We start from the raw sequence: 21,493 nt of genomic DNA on the forward strand, positions 1-21,493 counted from the left end.
TACAGTCAGGCCTTTGACGTCGAGGGCAAGAAAATTTACAAATTTTATCAGAAATTTGCAAAGGCGTCGGGGTAGCGATAACAAAGCCGGTTGGCAGCGAAACTATGGGCCGTTTCGGTCCCTTTTTGTGATATGGTCGCCGGTAGTTCATTTTCCGTACGACCCGGTCCCCGGAAGGTCTGTGTCTAATCGTGGTATGTTTGGTCGGACCTAAAAGTTGTATGCATGCGTCAAATGAAATGTGGTGGATATGATGAAAGACACTCTCCAGAAGGATCCGAAATTCCCCGGTGTACCGGCCGTCATCCACGGTAATGGCGCGATCGCGCAGGTGATGGGGCAGGTTTGCGGCGGTGTCATCGGCTATCCGATCACGCCCTCGACCGAAATCGCCGAAATCTACGAGGCGTTCCGTGCCGGAGGGGGGGTCAACATCTGGGGCCGTCACCCGTTCTTCTTCGAGCCTGAAGGCGAGCACTCGGCGCAATCCGGCGCCCTCGGTGCGGCCCTGACGGGCGGGCAGTATATATCGAACGCCTCGTCGAGCCAGGGCATCCTCTACGGGATCGAATCCCACTATGTGACCGTCGGCAAGAAAGTCGGCGGTTTTGTCATGCAGGTGGCCGCGCGCTCCGTCTCGCGCCATTCGCTGAACGTGATGGCCGGCCATGACGACGTCTATGCGCTGCTGCCGTCGGGCTACACCATCCTGTTCGGCTCCAACCCGCAGGAAGCGGCCGACCTCGCCGCGATCTCCTACAAGGTCTCCTCACTGTCGATGATCCCCGTCGCCAACGCGATGGACGGTTTCGTGACTTCGCACATGATGAGCGAAGTGATGATGCCGGAGGACGCACTGCTCGAGGAGTTCGTCGGCGATCCGAACGGCCGCATCCCGTGCCCGACCGTGGCCCAGGAGATGCTGTTTGGCGCCAAGGGGCGGGTCTTCCATCTCAAGCGCTATCTTGGCCGCCATAGCGCCGACCTCGCGCAGGACGACTATGTTGCACTCGTCGATTTCCTCGATGCCAATGCCGAGGCCGTCGAAAAGGACAATGAAGCCGCGCTGGTCGATCAGACGCTCGCCAGGCTTCCCGAGGAGTTGCACGCGCAATGGCGCCGGCAGTGGAAGAACGCCTTTGAAAAAGGTACCCGCCAGCGCGTTCCGGCGCAGGTGGACGTGCATAACCCCGGCCTCACCGGCGGTGTGCAGAACCAGCCGGACTACCAGGCCGGCGCTGTCGATCACCGCACCCACTTTGTGCGCGACGTGCCGCGCTTCGTCCGCGAAGCGATGGACGAATACACCGCGCTTACCGGTCGCCACTACTCGCCCGTGAAAACCTTCGAATGCGAGGATGCCGAGACCGTCCTCGTGGGCCTCGGCTCCGTCACCGACGATGCCGAAGCCATCGCCTCCTATCTGCGCCGTCAGGGCCGCAAAGTGGGTGTCGTCTCCATCAAGATGCTCCAGCCCTTCCCGGAGGCCGAACTGGTCGCCGCCCTCAAGGGCAAGCGGGCCGTTACCATTCTTGAGCGTTCCGACGTCACCGCGCTGACCGGCCTGGTCAACCAGGCGCTGGTCAAGGCGGTCGAGAATGCCGCCGGGACACGCTACCCGGGCATCGAGCCGCTCAGCGAGCTGCCCAAGCTGACCACCGCGATCTTCGGGCTTGGCGCGCATGACCTGCAGCCGCGCCACCTGATCGCGGCCTATGACAACATGGACGAGCGCTGCGAGCCCTTCGTCTATCTCGGCTCCCAGTTCTTCTCCAAGACGCCGAGCCCGCAGCTTGCCGCGCTTCAGGACAAACTGCGTGCCGCCTATCCGGAAACGGAGCTGATGGCGCTGGAGACCAAGCCCAACCCGCGGCTTCTGCCCGATGACGGCCTGCGCATCCGCTTCCACTCGGTTGGCGGCTACGGCACGATCGCCACCGGCAAACTGCTGACGGATATCCTTGCCAATGCGCTCCAGCTGCATTCCAAGGCGGCACCGAAATATGGCTCGGAGAAATCCGGGGCGCCGACGAATTACTACATTACCCTCAGCCCCGAAGAGGTGAAGATCACCAACGCGGATCTTGAGGATGTCGAGGTCGTGGTCTCGCCCGACCACAAGGTCTTTGCGCATTCCAACCCGCTGCGCGGGTTGGTCGAGGGAGGCACTTTCGTTCTCCAATCGCAGCTCTCGCCGCTGGAGGTATGGGAGGAACTCCCCTCCGCGATGCGCAAATTTATTGTCGAGAAGAAGATCCGCTTCTTCGTGCTCGACGGGTTCTCCATTGCCAAGAAACATGCCCCGCGTCCCGAGCTTGAGACACGGATGATGGGCATCGCCTTTATCGGCGCAATCTGTGGCAACGTGGAACGCATCACCGAAGGCGCCTCCGACGAGGCGGTGATGGAAAAGATCCGCACCCAGATCGCCAAGAAGTTCGGCGGCAAGGGGCAGGCGGTTGTCGATGGCAACATGGCGGTGATCCGCGATGGTGCGGCGGCGACGGTTCGGGTCGATTATACCGCGCCGGAGTTCGTCGAGGTGACCGCAAAGGCCGATATCGCGCCGCATTTCTCTTCCGCGATCTCCGGCAACATGTGCCGCATCGCGCAGGATTCCTCGTCCGCCGGCCTGTTCGACGCCGAGTATTTCGAGGAAACCGTTGGCCGACCGACCCGCGAGGGGACCGTCGGCGAGGCACCGGTTCTGCCCGGAGTTGGCATGTTCATGCCTTCGGGGACCGCTGCGGCGCGTGACAAGGGCCTGTTCCGGCGCGATGTGCCGGTGCTGGATCCGTCGCTCTGCACTGGCTGCCTGGAATGCACCATGGTCTGCCCCGATGCCGCCATCCCGGCCACGGTTGTCGATATCGACGACCTGCTGAAAACGGCGCTGAAGGAGATCGAGATGCCGGCCGCGCAGCGCGAGACGGTGCGCGATCATATCCGCGATATCGGCGCCAATGTCCGCGCGGCCTATCTTGCCAGCAAGGAGGCCAAGGGCTTCGGCCAGCTGGTCTCAGAGGTGGTGGATTCGATCGAGGTCGAGAGCGCGGTCGTCAAGCGCAACCTCAAGCTAATGGCCGAAGGTGCGGCGCTTCTGCCGGTCTCCCGCACGCGTCCCTTCTTCGACGCGATGGAAGCGGAGCGTGGCGGTTCGGGTGGCCTGTTCGCGGTCGTCGTCGATCCGTGGAAATGCTCCGGCTGTCTGGAATGTATCGAACTCTGTGGCCCCGGCGCGCTGAGCGTCGCCGAGCAGGACGAGCCGCTGCTCGAAAAGCTCCAGGCGGAATTCGAGTTCCTGTCGAAAACGCCGAACACGCCGGCCCGCTTCATCGAACATGCCTTTGATCCAGGCGGGGACATCAAGCGCATGATGCTTGACCGCGACACCTATTACGCCACCACCGGCGGGCATGGCGCCTGTCGTGGTTGCGGCGAGGTGACGGCCCTGCGGCAGGTGGTTTCGGCCACCCATGCGATCCATGACCGCAAGCTCAAGACCCATGTCCACGAGCTTGAGGACCTGATTGCCGAGTTGGAAGCCAAGCTTCCGCAGGTTGGCGATGACGCGGCCCGCAAGGCGCGGATCACCGATGCGTTGAAGGTGCTCGAAAAACGGCTCTTCCTGATGGAAGGCGGCCCGACCGGCAACGGCCCGGCGGCGATGGTCGTGGCGAACGCCACCGGCTGTTCCTCGGTCTATGCCTCGACCTTCCCGTACAACCCCTATCAGGACCCTTGGGTGAACTCGCTCTTCCAGGACGGCCCGGCGCTTTCCAAGGGGATCTTCGAGGGGATCACGGCGTCGACCAATGTCGACTTCAAGGCGATGCGGGTTGCCAGGCTGGAACTGGCGGACGCCTATGACACCGCCGACGAGGCCCTCCTGCGCAAGTTCGAGTGGCAGGATTACAATCCGGCCGAACGCGCCCTGCTGCCAACGGTGATCAACATCTCCGGCGACGGCGCGGCCTATGACATCGGCTTCGGCGCGCTGTCGCGGCTGCTGGCCTCCAACACGCCCGTAAAGGTGATGGTGCTCAACTCGGGCGTCTATTCCAACACCGGCGGGCAGGCCTCCACGGCCTCGCTCTCGGGGCAGGACAGCGACCTGAGCCGCTTCGGCCCGGCCTCCCACGGCAAGCAGGAAGACCGCAAGGAACTCGGCATGATTGCCGCCTTCCACCCGGAAGTCTACGTGGTGCAATCCGCCACGGCGATGCCGGGGCACTTCCTCAAGAGCTTGATGGGCTACCTGCAGCACAGCTCCAGCCCGGCCCTGCTCGATGTCTACACGCCTTGTCAGGCCGAGCACGGCATCGCCGATGCGGCCGCTGCGCAGCGCGCCAAGCTGGCCGTCGAGGCCCGCGTCGCGCCGCTCTTCGTGCACGACCCGAAGGCGGGCGAGACCATCGAGGAGCGCTTCTCGCTCGACGGCAACCCGGCGGTGGACAAGGACTGGACCACGGTCACCCTCGAGTACATCGAGGATGGCAAGCTCCAGCTCAAGGAAGTCTCCCTGACACCGGCGCATTTCGCCTTCGACGAGACCCGCTTCAAGAAGCAGTTCCGTCCGCTCAGCGCAAATGCCAACGCGGTGCCGATCGAGGACTTCATCAATCTTCCGAAAGCGGAGCGCGTGGGCAAGGCGCCCTATGTGCTGGCCACGGATGCCGAGAAACGCCTGATCAAGCTCGAAGTGGGCAACACGGTGGTTCATCTGGTCGAGGAGCGTCGCCGCTCCTGGCGGACGCTGCAGCACCTTGCCGGCCAGGTGGTCGACAAGCTCGATGCCGCGCATCACGCCGAGATCGATGCGCTTCAGGCGCGCTACGAAGAAGCGGTCGAGGCCCGCGAGGCATCGATGGACTCTATCGCCACCGGCATGAGTGCCCTGGCGGCGGCCTCGGGTGCCCCGGCGGCTGTCGGAATGACCGGCGCTCTGGCCCCGGTTGCGGGCGCGGCGCCCACGGCGGCGGCGGCGGCCCCGGCCGGCAATGGCGGCGCGCTTCCGCATATCGCGGAGGAGGACATTGCGAAATGTTCGGACTGCAAGACCTGCTACCAGGAGATCCCGGAGCTCTTCGAACTGACCAAGATGGTCGTGGATGGGGAGGCCAGGAACGTGGCCCGCACCATCCCCGGCGCGCTTGAGAAGATCGAGATCACGGATGAGCTCAGGGCGCGGGTCGCCAGGGTGGCCGCAAACTGCGACTCGGAGATCATCAAATGAACGTAGAGGCTTCAAACACACAGGACGAACTGTTCCAGCAACAGATCGAAGTCCTGAAGAAGCACCTGATGGCGGACCCACGTTCGCTCAGGAACATCTTCGTCGCTGACGGAACCCAGGCCATGGCCTGGGAATTCCAGCAGCCCGAGATTTCCGAGAACTTCATCGGTGTGCTCTGGAACCTGCTGCTCAAGGAGGACGACATGTCCACCGTGCTGCAGCGCTTCCTCTGGGACCTGCCGCTCAAGTACAAGCGCAAGTTCGTGCGCGCCCTGGACCATCACCTGTCGGGCCGTTACCCGATGTTTAAGGGGCTGTCCGAGGGCTGGCCGGCGGAAAACTTCATCCCGCCCTACGTGCGTCCGCCGGAAGAGCGGTCCGCAGATTTCGAATTGGTGAACACGGGCTATCTCGGCTACCGCGCGCTCGGCTATTCCCTGCGCGAGGTGGACCTGTTTGTCTGGCTGGAGGTCATGCGCGACAAGCAGTGTGACGACAAGCCCTGCGAGCTCGGTGTGCTCAAGGAGCGGATCAAAAACCGCCCCGAGACCAAGATCGGCGGCTGCCCGGTCAAGATCCACATCCCCGAGATGATCGACCTTCTGGGCAAGGGCAAGATCAAGCAGGCGCTGCAACTGATCGAAAGCTCCAACCCGCTGCCCAACGTGACGGGCCGGGTCTGCCCGCAGGAACACCAGTGCCAGGGCGTGTGCAAGCATACCAAGCGGCCGATCGAGATCGGACAGCTGGAATGGTACCTTCCGGAGCATGAGAAGCTCGCCGATGCCGACCGGCTGGAGCGGTTCAAGGGCATCATCTCCCCATGGGAGCGCGCCGAGAAGCCGCCGGTGGCGATTGTCGGCTCTGGTCCCTCCGGCCTGATCAACGCCTATCTGCTGGCGGTCGAGGGCTACCCGGTGACGGTGTTCGAGGCCTTCCACGAACTGGGCGGCGTGCTGCGCTACGGTATCCCGGAATTCCGGCTGCCGAACTCGCTGATCGACGACGTCGTGCAGAAGATCGACCTGCTGGGCGGCAAGTTCGTCAAGAACTTCGTCGTCGGCAAGTCGGCGACGCTGAACGACCTGAAGGAAGCCGGCTTCTGGAAGATCTTCGTCGGCTCCGGTGCCGGCCTGCCCACCTTCATGAACGTGCCGGGCGAGCACCTGAACGGTGTGATGTCGGCCAACGAGTTCCTGACCCGCGTGAACCTGATGCGCGGACGGAGCCCGGAATTCGAGACCCCGCTGCCGGAAGTGAAGGACCGCCATGTCCTGATCGTTGGCGGTGGCAACACGGCAATGGATGCCGCGCGCACGGCCAAACGACTGGGCGGCAAGGTGACCATCGTTTACAGGCGGACCAAGGCAGAGATGCCGGCCCGCGTCGAGGAGTTGCATCACGCGCTGGAAGAGGGGATCGAAGTCGCCGAGCTGCGCGGCCCGACGGAGTTCGTTGGCGACAGCCACACCCATTTCGTCACCCACGCCATCGTCGATATCAACGAGCTGGGCGAGCCGGATGCCTCCGGGCGTCGGCGTCCGCAGGCGACGGGCGAGCAGATCACCATGCCGGCCGATCTGGTCATCATGGCGCTCGGCAACAAGTCCAACCCGATCATCCCCGAGGCGGAGCCGGATCTGAAGCTCTCAAAATGGGGCACGATCGAGGTCGAGGACGGCCAGGAGACCTCCATCAAGGATGTCTACACCGGCGGTGACGCGGCGCGCGGTGGCTCCACCGCGATCCTCGCCGCAGGCGACGGCCAGGCGGCGGCGCGCCAGATCGTCGGCGACATTCCGTTTGACGCCGAGGAGATCAAGAAGCGTGTCGAGGCGGCCAAGGCCTATACCGACATGGGCCAGGCCCGCCAGTCCATCGTGGTGCATCGCGACGTAGCCGAAGGCATTGTCGAGATGTCGGTCTATGCGCCGGTCGTGGCCAAGGCGGCCAAGGCGGGCCAGTTCGTCCGCGTGCTGGCCTCCGAGGATGGCGAGCTGATCCCGCTGACGCTGGCCGACTGGGATGCCCGCAAGGGCACGATCGATATCGTGATCCAGGGTCTCGGGACCTCCTCCAAGCTCATGAACCTGATGCAGGAAGGCGAGGCCTTTGCCGGTATCGCCGGCCCGCTCGGCCGACCAAGCGACGTGCATGCCTACGCGGCGGACGAGACGGTTGTCTTTGCCGCTGGCGGCGTGGGCCTGCCCGCGATCCTGCCGATTGCCAAGGCGCATCTGGAGAAGGGCAACCACGCCACGATGATCATCGGCTTCCGCTCCGCAGGGCACCTGTTCTGGACCGGTGACGATGATCGTATGGGCCAGCTCAAGGCCAAATACGGCGACAAGCTCGATATCATCTATTGCACCAATGACGGCACGTTCGGTGTTGGTGGCTTCGTCACCGGGCCGCTCGAAGAGATGCTGAAGGACGGCAAGATGTCGAAGGGCCGGAAACTGGCCGAAGTCATCTCCGTCGGTCCGCCGATGATGATGCGCGCGGTGAGTGACCTGACCCAGCCCTACGGCGTGCCGACGGTCGTCAGCCTCAACTCGATCATGGTCGATGCGACGGGCATGTGCGGTGCCTGCATGGTGCCGGTGGTACGTGATGGCAAGCCGATGCGGATGCATGCCTGTATCGACGGCCCGGAATTCGACGCCCATACCGTCGAGTGGGACAAGTTCATGCCCCGCTTCAACCAGTTCAAGGCGCAGGAAGTCCGCAGCCTGAAAGAACACGGGCTGGCCTGAGCCGGTTAAGCAGATCCGAACCTTCGGGTGACGAAGGTACAGTCTAGAAAGCGCCCCGCCGAACCTCCGGCGGGGCTTTTTTCTCGCTCTCACGGCGTCGGCGACGCTTTCATCGAGATGGCGGAACGGCACGGCTGACGGATGGCCGCGATGCGTCGCCATCAGGGTTCGAGCAGGACCTTGGAGTCCTTCTGCGAATAGGCCGCCGGAAGCTCGGTCAGGGCGTTGTCCAGGGGCACGGACGCCGTGATGTCGGTGTGCCAGGTGCCTTCGGCAAACCGTGCCTGCACCTCGCCCACCACGGCGCCAATCTTTTCGGGAGCGGTTTCGCGCAGCCAGCTTGCCAGCCAGAATCCCTCGATCCGCTTCTGCTTGAAGATGAATTGCGGCAGTTGGGTGAGCGTAGGCGGGGTGGGAGCGAGCCGGCCATAGGAGATCCAGCGCGCCTTTTCCGGCATGGCAAAGAACAGATCGGCCGAGATCTGGTCCCCGACCGCGTCGAGCAGGATTCGCGGGGAATGCGCCTCGAAGAGCGCGGAGATCCGGTCCGAGAGCCCGTCGCCCTCGGTGACGAGAACATCGGCCGCGCCGAGCTCCTGCAGCGTGGCGGCCGGCGCGGCGCGTCGGATGACGGCCAGGGCGCCGATGCCGTGATCCTTGCCCAGCCCGATGAGGAATTTCCCGAGCTGCGAGCTGGCCGCGGTCACGACGAAGCTGTCGGCGCCGTCGTCGCGGACAATGTCGAACATCGCCATCGCCGAGAGCGGGTTGACGATCAGCCCGGCGGCATCCTCGTCGCGCAGATCGGGGCGCAGCGGGATCAGCATCGGTATGGGCGCGAGGCAATACTCGGCCCAACTGCCCGAGCCCGCTGCAAAGAAGCTGACGCGCTGGCCAACCAGCGGCGTGTCGCCCGCCACAACGGTGCCGGTGCCTTCGAACCCGGCCGCCTGGTCCTTCACGCGCGCCTGTCCGTAGACGCCCTTGATGAAGGCAATGTCGGACGGGTTCACCGCCGCGCGCGCAACCTTGATCAGCGCGAGGCCGGGCCCCGGCTGCGGCACGTCCAGCTCCCGCAGTTCCACATAGGGCGCGAGATCGGTCAGTTCCTGCGTGGCCGGCGCATTGGCATAGCCGTCTTCGAGAAGGGCAAGGCCCTTCATCTTCGTTGGAATATCCATTCTGTCCTCCGTCATGACTTGCCCGAAGTCGTCATCCCGGCCCGAAAGGTCAAGGGCGACACCGGCTTTCCCTCGTGTCGCCCCGGAATGTTCCTGTCAATCTGCCGTGTTCGCGCGCCAGTGGGGTGCGTGCACGGTCAGAGTTCCTGCAATTCCCGCCACGAATTCAACGGGCCCATGAGCGCGATCCGTTTGCCGTGATGACGTTCCATCCGGTGCAGCACTTCCTGCAGGAAAGCGATGCCTTGCGGCGCGTAGGGGCCCTTGTTCAGCATCACGCATTCGGCGCGCTGGCCCATGGCGGCGTCTGTCACTTCGGCCCGGCTGGCCAGGCCTTCTTTCATCAGGCTTTCGAGCACCTGGGTTGCCCAGACCGTCGGAACATGGGCGGCCGCGCACATCCACAGGATTTCCTCCTGCATCTCCGAGGTCCGGTCCATGCCAAGCTCGACCGAGAGGTCGCCGCGCGCGATCATCACCGCAACCGGCAGTCGGCCTCCGGCTTGAACCAGCAGGCGCGGCAGGTTGCGGACCGCCAGTTCGGTCTCGATCTTCAACATCACCGCCGGCAGCGGAGCGTCGCCCAGCCGCTCTTCCAGCGCGGTGATCAGGTCGCGCACATCCTGCGACGTCTGCACGAAGGAGAAGCCGATCGTGTCGGCATGGCGGGCGACGAAGTCGAGATCGTTCAGGTCCTTTTCCGTCAGCGCCGGGATCTCGACCGCCACGCCCGGCAGGTTCACGCCCTTTTCATGCTTGATCTTGACGCCGCTGGGGCGGACGGAGGTGACCTCTATCACCGCGCCGTTCTCATCGAGGCTCTCCACGACGCCGCCGATCTTGCCATCGTCGAGCCAGACGCGGGAGCCGATCACCAGCCTGTCGATCAGTTCCGGGTGATTCAGCGTTGCCACCGCAAGGCCCTTGCGATCCTCGGGCAGCTCGCGGACGAGCGAAAAGCGATCGCCGGAGAAGAGGCGCTTTCCCTTGAGCTTGTCGCCGAGATCCGTGCGCACCTTGGGCCCGCCAAGATCCATGTTGATGCGCACCGTGCGGCCCACCTCGCGCGAGATCTCGCGGATATGCCGGATCATCGCTGCCCAGGCGGTTTCGTCGTCATGGGCGCAGTTGATGCGCAGTGACGTTGCGCCGGCATAGACGAACTGGCGGATGATATTCGCGTCTTCCGCGGCCTCGCTGGGCAGGGTGACCATGATCCGGGTCCCCGGCTGGCCTTCGCCGAACATCGCGTCCCGGGCGCGCGAGACGCGTTGCGGCCCGTCGTGAAAGGAGGAGGGGATGGGGTAGGGCTCCGGCGTCAGTCCGGCAACGCAGGCAAGCGTGGCGCTGGCGGCATCGAGCGTGGGGCCGACATGGCTCTCGCAGCGACCGAGCGAGGACATGCCCATCAGGACGAGGCCATCCTGAATGCCGCGCAGGTCGACCTTTCGCAAGGCCAGGTAGCGGGCGAGGTTTTTCGCAGAAGGCAGGAAGTCTTCGCGTTCGATCGCCGGGCGCCAGCCGTCGAATGTCTGTTCGGCCTCCTGTTCGATCGCGTTTCGAAGTCGGGACAGGTTCGCATGCATTTCGGCGGCACTTTCGGTGGCAGAAAGCAAAGGCGCACTCGGAGACGACTTCATGGGAAACCTCCTCAAAAACGAACGGTCCATGGGGGCGCTCGTGTCTCTACTCTGAAATCTGGTCAGCGCCGGCGCGTATTTCAATCGGCAGCCGCCAAAAGGGACCGGTTGCAACAAAAAAGCCGGGCCACGAAGGGCCCGGCAAGGAAACCAACGGGGAAGCAGAACTCCCCCTCGGGATTAATTCAGATCGCGAGATATTCGGCCCGCAACTCCGCATTCTCCAGCACTTCGGCCGCGGTGCCATCAAAGACGATGGAACCGGTATCGAGGATGACGGCGCGGTCGGCCAGTTCCAGCGCGCGCACGGCGTTCTGCTCCACGATGACGGTGGTGATGCCCTGTTCCTTGATGTGGATGAGGGTCTTCTCGATCTCGTCCACGATCACCGGGGCGAGGCCTTCATAGGGCTCGTCCAGAAGCAGCACCTTGATGTCCCGGGCCAGCGCGCGCGCGATGGCGAGCATTTGCTGTTCGCCGCCCGAAAGGGTCACGCCCTCCTGCTTGCTGCGCTCGCCAAGGCGGGGGAAGAGGTCATAGAGACGGTCGAGGCTCCAGCCGATGGGCTCGACGATCTGGGCCAGTTGCAGGTTCTCCTCCACCGTCAGGCCGGGGATGATCGAACGGTCTTCCGGCACGAGGCCGATGCCGCATTTTGCTGCCTGGTGGCTTCTCATCGTGTGCAGATGCTGGTGGTCGAGCCAGATCTCGCCATGGGTGACCTGCGGGTCGTCCATCCGCGCGATGCCGCGCAGCGTGGTCGTCTTGCCCGCGCCATTTCGGCCGAGCAGCGCCAGGATCTCGCCTTCGTGCACGTTGAAGGAAATGCCCTGGATGATGTAGCTCTCGCCGTAATAGGCATGCATGTCATAGATCGACAGGTAAGCCGGCGCGGTTGCCGCCAGGTTGGCGTTCTTTGAAAAGTCCGGTTTGACATTCATGAGTCAGCCTCCGACCCGGCCGAGGCGCTCGCCGCGATCACGGGAGCCTCCGGCGGGGATATTTGAGAACAGATGATGGTGCAGGCCATCAGGCGGCCTCGCCAAGGTAGGCTTCGCGGACCTTGGGATTGCCACGGATGTTTTCAGGCGAATCCTCGACCAGGGGCGTGCCCTGGGCGAGCACGGTGATCCGGTCGGCGAGGCTGAACACCACGTGCATGTCGTGCTCGATGATGGCGATGGTGATGTCACGCTTCTCCTTGATCTCCTTGAGCAGGTCGATCGTGTTGTTGGTGTCGGCGCGCGCCATGCCGGCGGTGGGCTCGTCCAGCAGCAGCAGGCGCGGCTCCTGCAGCAGGCACATTGCCATCTCCAACCGCCGCTTGTCGCCGCGCGAGAGCGAGGCGGCATGCATGTGGATCTTGTCCTGCATGTTCACCTCGGTCAGCATCTCCTCGGCATGTGCCACGATGTCCTTTTCGGAGGCGACGCTTTCAAAGGCGTGCATCCGGAAGGAACCGTCGCGCTTGGCGAAGGCGGGGATGACCATGTTCTCGAACACGGTCAGGTCGCCGAAGATCTCGGGTGTCTGGAACACCCGGGAAATGCCCATCTGGTTGATCTCGTAGGGGGTGCGTCCCAGCACCGACTGGCCGTCGAACATGACAGAGCCGGTATCGGGGATGAGCTTGCCCACGAGGCAGTTCAGCAGGGTGGATTTGCCGGCACCGTTTGGCCCGATGATGGCGTGCACGGTGTTTTCGGCCACGGAGAGGTTCACGTCACCCAGGGCTTGCAGGCCGCCGAAGCGCTTGTTGACCCCTTTGACTTCAAGAATTCCCATGTCTCAGGTCTCCTTATTCCGCCACGTGCGGGGTTTCTTTGGGGTGATGCTCGGGATCCTTCGGGTCCGCGGGCTTCTTGCCACGGTTGCGGATGAAGTTGCCGATCCGCTGACCACCCTCGACGAGGCCGCCGGGCAGGAAGGTCACCACCAGCATGAACAGGATGCCGAGCGTCAGGTGCCAGCCCTTGCCGACGAAGGGATGCACGATGAAGACCAGGAAGTCTTCCATCCCGTCGGGCATGAAGGCGAACCACTGGTGCAGCACGTTGTCGTTGATCTTCGAGAAGATGTTCTCGAAATACTTGATGAAGCCCGCGCCCAGGACCGGCCCGATGAGTGTTCCGGCACCGCCGAGGATCGTCATCAGCACGATTTCGCCAGACGCCGTCCACTGCATCCGCTCGGCGCCCGCAAGCGGGTCCATCGAGGCGAGCAGGCCACCGGCCAGGCCGGCATACATGCCCGAGATGATGAAGGCGGCGAGCGTGTAGGGCTTGGGGTTCAGGCCCGTGTAGTTCAGGCGCTGCTGGTTCGATTTGACCGCGCGCAGCATCAGCCCGAAGGGCGACCGGAAGAGACGGATGGACAGGTAGAACACCACCAGCATGATGGCTGCACAAAGGTAGTAGCCATTGTTGAAGGTGAACTCCCAGCCGCCCATTTTCAGCTCCAGGAAATTGTCGCGCATGGCCCAGCCGAAGAGGTGGGGCACGTCCGGCATGTTTTCGCTATGCAGGATCTGCGGATCGCCGGCATAGACCTGAAGACCGGTTTCACCATTGGTCAGGTTGAACTTGGGGTTCGACAGGACCGAGTAGGCGAGCGCGAAGGACATCTGCGCGAAGGCAAGTGTCAGGATCGAGAAGTAGATCCCCGAGCGGCGCAGCGAGACATATCCGATCAGCACCGAGAAGAGACCCGCCATGATGACCGAGAGCAGGATGGCCGGAACGACGTTGTAGGAGAGCAGCTTGAACATCCAGACGGCGGCATAGGAGCCCACTCCTAGGAAGGCCGCGTGGCCGAAGGAGAGGTAGCCGGTGAGGCCGAACAGGATGTTGAAGCCGATGGCGAGGATGCCGAAGATCACGAAACGCTGCATCAGGTCCGGGTAGCCGGCATTGAACTGCGCCATCGCGGAGTCGACGGGGAAGGGGTTGAGGATGAACGGTGCAAACAGCGTCAGTATGGCGACGACGATCAGCAGCGTCATGTCCTTCTTGTTGAGACCCATGGGATTAATCCTCCATCACGCCCTTGCGGCCCATGAGGCCCCTCGGACGGGTCAACAGAACGATGATGGCGACCAGGTAGATGATGATCTGGTTGATGCCGGGAATGGTGGTGGTGGCCCAGGTGGTGGAGGCGAAGCTCTCCAAGATACCGAGCATGAAGCCAGCGAGCACGGCGCCGGGCAGGCTGCCCATGCCGCCGACCACGACCACGACGAAGCTGAGCACGAGGAAATCCATGCCCATGTGATAGTTTGGCGGGTTGATCGGTCCGTACATCACGCCGGCAAGGCCCGCCACGGCGGCGGCGAGGCCGAACATGGTGGTGAAGCGCTTGTCGATGTCGATGCCGAGCAGGCCCACCGTCTCGCGATCCGCCATGCCGGCACGAACGACCATGCCGAAAGTGGTGAATTGCAGGAAGGAGAAGACGCCGCCGATGATCGCGATGGCGAAGAGGAAATAGACCATCCGCCAGATTGGGTAGGCGATTTCAAGCCCGAAAGCCGCGCCGATATTGACGACACCGAGAAGCGCGTCGGGCGGCGGGGTCTGGATCGGGTTGGCGCCGAAGAAATACTTGATGATTTCCTGAAGCACGATCGCGAGGCCGAAGGTCACCAGGATCTGGTCGGCATGGGGGCGCTTGTAGAAATGCTTGATCAGGCCGCGCTCCATCGCGTAGCCGACGCCGATCATGATCGGGATGGCGATGATGACCGAAAGCGGCACAGCCCAGTCGATGATTGCACCGCCGACCTCGGGTCCGAACCAGCCTTCCACATAGGGTGTCTTCACCTTCAGCGGATTGCCGAGAAAGTCCGTCTTGGTCTCGTCGATCGTCTCGAAGGAGAGCGAGAGCAGGCGTTGCAGTGTGACGGCACAGAACGCGCCGAGCATGAACAGCGCGCCATGGGCGAAGTTCACGACGCCGAGCGTGCCGAAGATGAGTGTGAGCCCGAGCGCGATCAGCGCGTAGGCGGAGCCCTTGTCGAGCCCGTTCAGAATTTGAAGTAGGATCGCGTCCATTGTTCCCGCCTGTCAGAAGTGTCAGGGGCGCCGGCGGGGATGCAGCCCCCGGGCGTCTCGTGAATCCGGCCGCGCGGGATGCGCGGCCGGTCTGTGTTGCGTGAGTGGGTTACGCGCCGTTGTTGCACTCGCCGAGCGAGGCCTCGTCGCCACCGAACATCGGGTGGTTCGGCGGGTAGGTGACCTGAGCGGCGGGGGTGACTTCGACGACTTCGAGAAGGTCGAACTCGGACTGCGGGTTCTCCTTGCCCTTCACGACGAGGACGTCCTTGAAGCACTGGTGGTCTTCGGCACGGTAGAGCGTCTTGCCGTTGCCCATGCCGTCGAACTCGAAGCCTTCGAGGGCGGCGGCGACATCGCAGGGTGCGAAGGAGCCGGCGCGGGTGACGGCATCGGCATAGAGCAGGGTCTGCACGTAGCAGGTATGCGCAGCCTGGCTCGGCGGGAAGCCGTACTTCTCACCGAAGGACTTCACGAAGGCCTTGGAACCCTCATCCTGCAGCGACCAGTGCCAGTTGGTCGAACCGACAATGCCCTTGATGTTCTCGCCGGCGCCGCGCGCCATCAGGCGGGAGAAGAGCGGAACGACGATCTCGAAGTTCTTGCCGTTCACCTGCTTCTCGCGCAGGCCGAACTGAACCGCGTTGGTCAGCGAGTTGACCATGTTGCCGCCATAGTGGTTCAGAACCAGAACGTCGGCGCCGGAGTTCAGGACCGGGGCAATGTAGGAGGAGAAGTCCGTGGAAGCCAGCGGGGTGAGAACGTTGTTCACGGTCTCCCAGCCGAGCGCCTCGGTTGCGGCTGCGATGGATTCCTGCTGGGTCCAGCCCCAGGTGTAGTCGGCGGTCAGGTGATAGGCCTTGCGGTCATCGCCATAGAGATTCTTGAGCACCGGGGCGAGCGCCGCGCCGGACATGTAGCCGTTGAAGAAGTGACGGAAACCGTTCGCCTTGCGGTCCTTGCCGGTGGTGTCGTTGGAGTGGGTGAGACCGGCCATGAAGATGACGCCGGCTTCCTGGCAGAGGCCCTGCACGGCGATGGCAACGCCGGAGGAGGAACCGCCGGTGATCATGATCGCGCCGTCTTTTTCGATCATCGACTTCGCGGACGCGCGGGCGGCGTCGGACTTGGTCTGGGTATCGCCGGTGACGTACTCGACCTTCTTGCCCATGATGCCGGTGCCATCCAGCGCCTTGGAAGAGAAGGTGTTCAGCATGCCGCCATCGCCGCCACCGTTCAGGTGCTCGACAGCAAGTTCATAAGCGCGAAGTTCGTCCGCACCCTCGTCCGCGTAGGGACCGGTCTGCGGTACGTTGAAGCCCAGGGTTACGCTGGAGCCGGTGGGGTTGTTGGTGACGGCGTGAGCCGCCGAGGTGAAAATGGTCGGCAGAGCCAGACCCGCGCCAGCGGCAGCGGTGGTCTTGATCGCACCCCGACGGGTAACGTTGAATTTCGACATGTAGTCCTCCCAATGTATTTTTTGCGCCTGCGGTCCTCTACGCCGGCACGACCCGTAGTCTACGAGTGGACACAGTATCAGGGTGCTTTGGCAAATCTGGCAACAACTCCTTTTTTATACACGATTTTTTTGTAAAGACTTACACAATCCGGCGGTATATCTTGTAAATTAATCGTCTGCGCAGTGCAGAAAGCCCTTGGGAAGATGAGAAAAAGTTAATGGCACGCAGTTCTCTGACAGGTAGCCGTATCCGCGAAAGGCGGAACATGGTGGGCCGGAAACAGGCCGATCTGGCCCGGGCTGTCGGTATTTCTCCGTCATATTTGAACCTGATCGAGCACAATCGGCGAAGAATCGGGGGTAAACTCATTAACGATATTGCGCGGGAGTTGGGCGTGGATGCCGCCGCGCTGACGGAGGGCGCGGAGGCGGAACTGCTGAACACCCTGCGCGAGGCCGCGGCGGACCATGAGCGCGCGGCGGAGGACTTGCCCAGGCTGGAGGAATTCGTCGGCCGCTTTCCCGGCTGGGCGCGGCTGCTGTCGGATACGCGGCGGCGCGCGGTCGAGTTGGAGCACAGCGTCGAGGTGCTGTCGGACCGCATGACCCACGATCCCTTCCTGTCCACCTCGCTGCACGAGGTGATTTCCACCGTGACGGCGATCCGCTCGACGGCGACGATCCTGGCCGAGACCCGCGACATCGACCCCGAATGGCGCGACCGTTTCCACCGCAACATGGCCGAGGAGAGCGCGCGGCTGGCCGAGAGCGCCGAGGCGCTCGTGCGCTATCTCGACGACGCCAGCGCGACCGATATTGCCGGCTCCACGCCGCAGGAAGAGCTTGACGGCTGGCTGCGGGGCAGGGGGTTTCATATCGCCGAGTTGGAACGCTCGCTGGCTCTGGAACCCGAAACCCTCGTCAATCGCAGCACCGAGTTGCAGAGCGCGGCAGCGCGCGAGATGGGGCAGAAATTCCTCGAACGCTATCGCAAGGATGCCGAGCACATGCCGCTCAAATCCTTTGCCGAAGCGGCCACTGCGACCGGGTTCGACCCCGCGGCGCTCTCCGTTCGCTTCGGTGTGGACCTGACGGCGGTATTCCGTCGGCTGGCCACGCTTCCGACCGAGCTTGTTGGGGCGGAAATCGGTCTGGTGACCTGCGACGGCTCGGGAACGCTGACCTTCCGCAAGCCGGTCGAGGGCTTTCCCCTGCCGCGCTATTCGGCCGCCTGTCCGCTCTGGCCGCTCTACCAGGCCCTGTCCCGACCGATGGCGCCTGTCCGCCGAAGAGTGGAAATCGGCGGGCGGAACCCGCGCGGTTTCGTCGCCTATGCCGTCTGCCAGCCCGCGCAGCCTGCGGGATTCGACGGCCCGCAGGTGCTCGAAGCGGCGATGCTGATCCTGCCGCTGGAGATTGTCGGCGCAGAGATCCTCGAGCCTCCGCAGGAAGTCGGCACCTCCTGCCGCATCTGCCCGCGCGCCGTCTGCGCTGCGCGTCGGGAGCCCTCGATCATGTCAGAGGCGTTTTGACACCGCCACCAGAAGCGGCATAGTGTGTGCGGGCGGAAGGATCGGAGGACACTTCCGGCCTGACGGAGGGGAGCCGAATGGGCAAGCGCGTATTGTTGGTCGAAGATGAGCCAAACATCATCGAGGCCATCCGTTTCATCCTGTCACGCGACGGCTGGGTGGTAGACACCCATTCCGACGGTGCATCGGCCGTGGAAGCCGTTCTGGCCAACCCGCCTGATGTGCTCGTGCTCGACGTGATGCTTCCCGGAAAATCCGGTTTCGACATTCTCAAGGAGCTGCGCGGCGTTCCCGCGACGGGCACGCTTCCCGTTCTTATGCTGACGGCGAAGGGCCAAGGGCGCGACCGGGAACTGGCCGAGCGCTATGGTGTCAATCGCTTCATGACCAAGCCCTTTGCCAATGCCGAGGTCCTTGAGGCCGTGAACGCGCTGCTCGAGGGCGCCACGGGGGCTGCGTGAGCGGGGCGCCCGGCGGCCCGGACGGTCCGCAATCGGGACGTTTGCCGGAGCGATGGGACAGCTGGGCCGAAATGCCCCTTGACGGGGATGATCGCAGCCGGGTGCCGCTGTTTCTCGGCCGCGAGATCTATCGCCGCCGCCGGATCATGGATGCCGCGCGGCTTCTGCCCGCCTTCGGCACAGCCCTTTTGCTGCTGCCCATGCTCTGGGCGCACGATCACGGTACGGCCGCCGGCGCGGTCTATACCTTTCTTGTCTGGTTCCTTCTGATCTTTGCCGCCGCTTTCCTGGCCCATCGCCTGTCCGAGCCGCTGCGCAAGAGCGCGCCGCCGCCCGACCCCGATGGCAGGGAGCACTAGGGTATGTCCTTCAATCTGCTGGTTGCAGTCTCGCTGATCTATGTCGCGTTCCTGTTCGGGGTCGCGGCCTTCGCGGAGCGGCGGACGCAGCGGGTGGGGGGCGGATGGCTGCGCACACCGCTGGTCTACACGCTGTCGCTCTCGGTCTATTGTACCGCCTGGACCTTCTACGGCGCGGTCGGCTACGCGGCGCGCTCGGGGCTGGAATTCATCACCATCTATCTCGGGCCGACGCTGGTCTTTACCGGTTGGTGGCTGCTGCTGCGCAAGCTCGTTCGGGTGGGCCGCTCACAGCGCATCACTTCCATCGCCGACATGATCTCGTCGCGCTACGGCAAATCCAACGGGCTTGGCGTGCTGGTCACGATCCTCGCGGTGATCGGCACCACACCCTATATCGCGCTGCAATTGCAGTCTGTTACACTGTCGTTCGGCGTTTTCGCCAATCCGGACAGCGAGTTCTGGGATCCGGCGAACCCCGCCTCGACCGGCCTTCTGGTGGCATTCGGGCTGGCGGTGTTCACCATCATCTTTGGCACCCGCAATCTCAATTCCAGTGAGCGCCACCATGGCGTGGTCATGGCCATTGCCGTGGAGGCGGTGGTCAAGTTGCTGGCGCTGCTGTCGGTCGGGATTTTCGTGGTCTGGGGGCTGGCGGACGGGCCGGCAGACATGCTGACGCGTATCGACAACTCGCAGATCGCGGGCTGGGAGATCCAACCCTCGCGTTGGGCGGGGCTGATCTTCACCTCGGCCGCGGCGATCCTGTGTCTGCCGCGCATGTTCCAGGTGATCGTGGTCGAGAATGACGACGAGGCGCATCTCGCCTCCGCCTCCTGGGCCTTCCCGCTCTATCTCTGCCTGATGAGCCTCTTCGTGGTGCCGATTGCCGTGATCGGGCTGGAGCAGATGCCGGAAGGGGCCAACCCGGACCTCTTCGTGCTCACGCTGCCGCTCAAGGAAGAATGGCACGGGCTGGCCATGTTCGCCTTTCTTGGCGGTTTCTCCTCGGCCACCTCGATGGTCATCGTCGCGGCACTTGCGCTGGCCACGATGGTCTCCAACCATGTTGTCATGCCGCTCTACCTGCGCCGGCACAAGGAGGGCGCGGTGGTCTCGGGCGATGTGCGCGCCGTGGTGCTTCAGGCGCGGCGCTTCGCGATCATCGCGGTGTTGCTCTTCGGCTATCTCTACTACCGGTTCTCGGGGGGCTCGGCAGCGCTGGCCTCTATCGGCCTGATCTCCTTCGTCGGTGTCTCGCAGGTGCTGCCGGCGCTTCTGGGCGGGCTTTTCTGGCGCGGAGGCACGCGCGCGGGGGCCGCGGCGGGGCTGATCACCGGCTTTACGGTCTGGGCATACACGCTGTTTCTGCCGAGCTTTGGCCCCTCCGGTCCGATCGGCAGCCAAATCATCGAAAATGGTCTGTTCGGCTTCCACTGGCTGCGCCCGCAGGCCCTTTTCGGCGTCGAGGGGATGGATCCGCTGATCCATACGCTGTTCTGGTCGATCATGCTGAACACGGTCGCCTATTGCTGGGTGTCCATCATCAGCTTCCCGACCCCGTTGGAGCGGCTGCAGGGGGCGCAGGTGGTGAATGTGTTCGAACACACGTTGGGCGCGCGCGGCTGGACGCGCGGTTCGGCGGAAGCGGAGGACCTGCTGATGATGGCGCAGCGCATCCTCGGCTCCAGCGAGGCGCAGGCGCTTTTCCATGCCGAGGCGAGCCGGCAGGGCAAGGTCGGCTATCTGCCCGACACCACGCCGGAATTTCTCGACCTTCTGGAGCGCGAACTGTCGGCTTCCGTGGGCGCGGCCACGGCGCATGCGATGGTGGGCCAGATCGCCGGTTCTTCCTCGATCCTGGTCGAGGACCTGATCCGCGTGGCCGACGAAGCGCAGCAGATCCTGGAATATTCCAACCAGCTCGAGACTCAGTCGGCCGAGTTGGAGCGCACGGCCCGGCAGCTCCGGGAAGCCAACCTGAAACTCACCGAGCTGTCGATCCAGAAAGACGCCTTTCTCAGCCAGATCAGCCACGAGCTGCGCACGCCGATGACCTCGATCCGGGCCTTTTCCGAAATCCTGCGCGAAGGCGGCATGACGGCGGAGGAGACCGGTCGTTTCGCTGGAATCATCCACGACGAGGCGATCCGCCTGACGCGGCTTCTGGATGATCTGCTGGAATTGTCGGTTTTGGAAAACGCCCAGGTCAGCCTGAGCATTGGCCCGGCGCGGCTGGTGGACATGATCGACCGGGCAATTGCCGCAACGGGCGAAATGATCGAAATCCGTGCCGATGGCGCGATGCGCATCATCCGCGACCGCGCGCGGGAAGAGGTGAGCCTGATCACGGATTCGGATCGTCTGACGCAGGTCTTCATCAACCTCATCGGCAATGCGCGCAAGTATTGCGATGCCGACGTGCCTGTGCTGAAAATCCGGGTGCGCCAGAGCGGCGGACGCCTGGTGGTGGATTTCATCGACAATGGCAGCGGTATTCCGGCGCGGAGTCAGGACATCATCTTCGAGAAATTCTCGCGGTTGTCGGATCAATCCGCCGCCGGTGGGGCCGGGCTGGGGCTGGCGATCTGTCGCGAGATCATGACCCGGCTGGGTGGCGGTATCGAATACCTGCCCGGGCAGGGCGGCGCGGCCTTTCGCGTGAGTGTGCCGCTGGCCGAGGCGCGCGGGCTGGTTGCCGCAGCCAGCTAGGCGTTTTCGCAATCATCGCGGCTCTTAACCATTTCCCAAGGGAGTTCTGCTCAATCTGGCCCTGTGTGAACTGTGCGCCCTTGGTGGGTGCGCAGAAAACGGGATGAG

At 63.7% G+C, this 21,493-nt stretch carries 13 protein-coding genes; 6 read left to right on the forward strand and 7 right to left on the reverse strand.

Features of this window, described 5'->3' with window-relative positions; genetic code table 11:
• Positions 1-253: 253 nt before the first annotated feature.
• Both AX756_RS18320 and AX756_RS18325 read left to right on the forward strand, forming a co-directional pair.
• Entirely contained in the window at positions 254-5,236 is a 4,983-nt protein-coding gene (locus AX756_RS18320; protein ID WP_068315181.1) for a 2-oxoacid:acceptor oxidoreductase family protein, read from the forward strand.
• On the forward strand, positions 5,233-7,992 hold the full coding sequence (locus tag AX756_RS18325; RefSeq protein ID WP_068315077.1) for a sulfide/dihydroorotate dehydrogenase-like FAD/NAD-binding protein: 2,760 nt from the start codon (positions 5,233-5,235) through the stop codon (positions 7,990-7,992). Before AX756_RS18320 ends, AX756_RS18325 begins: the two co-directional genes overlap by 4 nt.
• A gap of 161 nt (positions 7,993-8,153) precedes the next feature.
• Here AX756_RS18325 and AX756_RS18330 read toward each other — a convergent pair whose 3' ends face one another.
• The 7 genes from AX756_RS18330 to AX756_RS18360 all read right to left on the reverse strand — a co-directional run bounded on the left by AX756_RS18330 (position 8,154) and on the right by AX756_RS18360 (position 16,321).
• A complete protein-coding gene (locus AX756_RS18330; protein ID WP_068315080.1) occupies positions 8,154-9,173 on the reverse strand; it encodes an alcohol dehydrogenase catalytic domain-containing protein in 1,020 nt (339 codons plus the stop codon).
• Between the two features lie 137 nt (positions 9,174-9,310).
• Positions 9,311-10,813, reverse strand: a complete 1,503-nt coding sequence (locus AX756_RS18335; protein WP_068315083.1) for a pyruvate kinase — start codon at positions 10,811-10,813, stop codon at positions 9,311-9,313.
• Between the two features lie 185 nt (positions 10,814-10,998).
• On the reverse strand, positions 10,999-11,754 hold the full coding sequence (locus tag AX756_RS18340) for an ABC transporter ATP-binding protein (protein WP_068315086.1): 756 nt from the start codon (positions 11,752-11,754) through the stop codon (positions 10,999-11,001).
• Positions 11,755-11,842: 88 nt separating this feature from the next.
• Positions 11,843-12,598 carry an ABC transporter ATP-binding protein gene (locus AX756_RS18345; RefSeq protein ID WP_068315088.1) on the reverse strand — a complete coding sequence of 252 codons (756 nt, stop codon included), beginning with the start codon at positions 12,596-12,598 and terminating at the stop codon, positions 11,843-11,845.
• Positions 12,599-12,611: 13 nt separating this feature from the next.
• Entirely contained in the window at positions 12,612-13,835 is a 1,224-nt protein-coding gene (locus tag AX756_RS18350) for a branched-chain amino acid ABC transporter permease (protein ID WP_068315090.1), read from the reverse strand.
• Between the two features lie 4 nt (positions 13,836-13,839).
• Entirely contained in the window at positions 13,840-14,862 is a 1,023-nt protein-coding gene (locus AX756_RS18355) for a branched-chain amino acid ABC transporter permease (protein ID WP_068315093.1), read from the reverse strand.
• A gap of 109 nt (positions 14,863-14,971) precedes the next feature.
• On the reverse strand, positions 14,972-16,321 hold the full coding sequence (locus tag AX756_RS18360; protein ID WP_068315096.1) for a substrate-binding protein: 1,350 nt from the start codon (positions 16,319-16,321) through the stop codon (positions 14,972-14,974).
• 218 nt (positions 16,322-16,539) lie between these two features.
• Between AX756_RS18360 and AX756_RS18365 the strand changes: the two genes are divergently transcribed.
• The 4 genes from AX756_RS18365 to AX756_RS18380 all read left to right on the forward strand — a co-directional run bounded on the left by AX756_RS18365 (position 16,540) and on the right by AX756_RS18380 (position 21,385).
• Entirely contained in the window at positions 16,540-17,853 is a 1,314-nt protein-coding gene (locus AX756_RS18365) for a helix-turn-helix transcriptional regulator (protein WP_068315099.1), read from the forward strand.
• Positions 17,854-17,930: 77 nt separating this feature from the next.
• Positions 17,931-18,314 carry a response regulator transcription factor gene (locus tag AX756_RS18370; protein ID WP_068315102.1) on the forward strand — a complete coding sequence of 128 codons (384 nt, stop codon included), beginning with the start codon at positions 17,931-17,933 and terminating at the stop codon, positions 18,312-18,314.
• On the forward strand, positions 18,311-18,673 hold the full coding sequence (locus tag AX756_RS18375; RefSeq protein WP_231701094.1) for a hypothetical protein: 363 nt from the start codon (positions 18,311-18,313) through the stop codon (positions 18,671-18,673). Before AX756_RS18370 ends, AX756_RS18375 begins: the two co-directional genes overlap by 4 nt.
• A gap of 3 nt (positions 18,674-18,676) precedes the next feature.
• The gene (locus AX756_RS18380) at positions 18,677-21,385 is read left to right on the forward strand and encodes an ATP-binding protein (RefSeq protein ID WP_068315108.1); all 2,709 of its coding nucleotides are present in this window, start codon (positions 18,677-18,679) and stop codon (positions 21,383-21,385) included.
• Positions 21,386-21,493: the final 108 nt, after the last annotated feature.

This window comes from Aliiruegeria sabulilitoris (genome assembly GCF_001558155.1).
Taxonomy (GTDB): domain Bacteria; phylum Pseudomonadota; class Alphaproteobacteria; order Rhodobacterales; family Rhodobacteraceae; genus Tropicimonas; species Tropicimonas sabulilitoris.

What these genes read in the sequence shown, in the direction of transcription:
- AX756_RS18320 (WP_068315181.1), top strand. Translation starts at nt 254, where the DNA reads ATGAAAGACACTCTCCAGAAGGATCCGAAATTCCCCGGTGTACCGGCC.
- AX756_RS18325 (WP_068315077.1), top strand. Translation starts at nt 5,233, where the DNA reads ATGAACGTAGAGGCTTCAAACACACAGGACGAACTGTTCCAGCAACAG.
- AX756_RS18330 (WP_068315080.1), bottom strand. Translation starts at nt 9,173, where the DNA reads ATGGATATTCCAACGAAGATGAAGGGCCTTGCCCTTCTCGAAGACGGC.
- AX756_RS18335 (WP_068315083.1), bottom strand. Translation starts at nt 10,813, where the DNA reads ATGAAGTCGTCTCCGAGTGCGCCTTTGCTTTCTGCCACCGAAAGTGCC.
- AX756_RS18340 (WP_068315086.1), bottom strand. Translation starts at nt 11,754, where the DNA reads ATGAATGTCAAACCGGACTTTTCAAAGAACGCCAACCTGGCGGCAACC.
- AX756_RS18345 (WP_068315088.1), bottom strand. Translation starts at nt 12,598, where the DNA reads ATGGGAATTCTTGAAGTCAAAGGGGTCAACAAGCGCTTCGGCGGCCTG.
- AX756_RS18350 (WP_068315090.1), bottom strand. Translation starts at nt 13,835, where the DNA reads ATGGGTCTCAACAAGAAGGACATGACGCTGCTGATCGTCGTCGCCATA.
- AX756_RS18355 (WP_068315093.1), bottom strand. Translation starts at nt 14,862, where the DNA reads ATGGACGCGATCCTACTTCAAATTCTGAACGGGCTCGACAAGGGCTCC.
- AX756_RS18360 (WP_068315096.1), bottom strand. Translation starts at nt 16,321, where the DNA reads ATGTCGAAATTCAACGTTACCCGTCGGGGTGCGATCAAGACCACCGCT.
- AX756_RS18365 (WP_068315099.1), top strand. Translation starts at nt 16,540, where the DNA reads ATGGCACGCAGTTCTCTGACAGGTAGCCGTATCCGCGAAAGGCGGAAC.
- AX756_RS18370 (WP_068315102.1), top strand. Translation starts at nt 17,931, where the DNA reads ATGGGCAAGCGCGTATTGTTGGTCGAAGATGAGCCAAACATCATCGAG.
- AX756_RS18380 (WP_068315108.1), top strand. Translation starts at nt 18,677, where the DNA reads ATGTCCTTCAATCTGCTGGTTGCAGTCTCGCTGATCTATGTCGCGTTC.